Genomic DNA, 1,483 nt, shown 5'->3' with positions numbered 1-1,483 from the left:
TTCCCTCTTCGGCCGAGCGGCCGCCGCTGCCGTTTCTCGATCTCGCCCGCCTGGACGGCGCTGCGGCGGACCGCGCCCTGTTCCTGTCGGAGCTGCGGGCGGCGATCCGCCGCTTCGGCGCCTTCTATGTGACCGGGCACGGGGTCGATCCGGCCTTCATCGACTCCGTCTTTGACCTGTCGCGCGGCTTCTTCGCCCTGCCGGAGCAGGACAAGCTGTCCATCGAGATGGTCAACTCGCCCCATTTCCGCGGCTATACCCGCGCCGGCTGGGAACGCACGCGCGGTCTGGCCGACTGGCGCGAGCAGCTGGACGTCGGTGCGGAACGGCCGGCCTTGCCCCAAGGCCCGGACCAGCCACCCTGGGTCCGCCTGCAGGGTCCCAACCAGTGGCCGGAGACCCTGCCGGAGTTGCGCCCGGCGGTGCTGCGTCTGCAGGACCAGCTGACCGCGGTGTCGCGGCGCATCCTGTCGACGGTGGCGGTGGCCCTGCGCCTGCCGGAGGATGCCTTCGATCCGATCCTGACCGACCAGCCGACGCAGCTCGTCAAGCTGATCCGTTATCCGGGCCATGACGCGGTTCCCGCCGATACGGCCGAGGGGCAGGGCGTCGGGCCGCACAAGGACAGCGGCCTCTTGACGCTGGTTCTCCAGCACCGCCAGAGCGGCTTGCAGGTCGAAACCGACGGGGGCTGGGCCGACGTGCCGCCGGTCCCCGGCACCTTCGTCGTCAATGCCGGCGAATTGCTGGAACTGGCGACCGACGGTTATTTCCGCGCGGCGGTGCACCGGGTGGTGACGCCGGCGGCGGGGGTGGACCGGCTGTCGACCGCCTTCTTCCTGGGGGCCGGTCTGGAGGTCCGGGTGCCGGTGCTGCCACTGCCGGACGATCTCGCCGCCGAAGCGCGCGGCCCCGAGCGCGACCCGCTGAACCCGCTCTACAGCTCGGTCGGGGAGAACACGCTGAAGAGCCGCCTGCGCTCCCACCCCGACGTGGCAAGCCGCCATTACGCCGATCTGGTCGGCGCCTCCGCCTGACCGCCGCCGATATCAAATCCGGCCGACAGCAAGAATCGAGAAAGAGGAACCGCCCGATGACCGACCGTAAGCCGCACTTCGAAACCCTGGCCGTCCATGGCGGCGCCTTCCGCGCCGATCCCGTTACCGGCTCCGTCGCCGTGCCGATCCACCAGACGACCTCCTACCAGTTCCAGGACACCGCCCATGCCGAGCGCCTCTTCGCGCTTCAGGAGCTGGGCCATATCTACACCCGCGTCACCAACCCGACGGTCGAGGTGCTGGAGCAGCGGCTTGCCGTGCTGGAGGGCGGCGCGGCGGCGGTGGCGGTCGCGTCCGGACAGGCGGCGTCCTTCTATTCGGTGCTGAATCTGGCGCAGGCCGGCGACAACATCGTCACCTCCACCGACCTTTATGGCGGAACCTGGAACCTGTTCGCCAACACGCTGAAGCAGATCGGCATCGAG

Annotated in this window: 2 protein-coding genes; both read left to right on the top strand. The window is 69.7% G+C overall.

Annotated elements, in window-relative coordinates:
• On the top strand, positions 1-1,037 hold a 1,037-nt coding region (locus VH569_RS35210), incomplete at its 5' end, for an isopenicillin N synthase family dioxygenase (protein ID WP_423321920.1).
• A 56-nt stretch (positions 1,038-1,093) separates the two neighbouring features.
• Positions 1,094-1,483: PLP-dependent transferase (locus VH569_RS35205; protein WP_423321918.1), on the top strand; the 390-nt coding region annotated here is incomplete at its 3' end.

It is taken from the genome of Azospirillum sp. 11R-A, from assembly GCF_049472615.1.
GTDB lineage: Bacteria > Pseudomonadota > Alphaproteobacteria > Azospirillales > Azospirillaceae > Azospirillum > Azospirillum palustre.
Note: the sequence above shows the minus strand (reverse complement) of the source record. Positions and strands in the feature narration are given on the sequence as shown.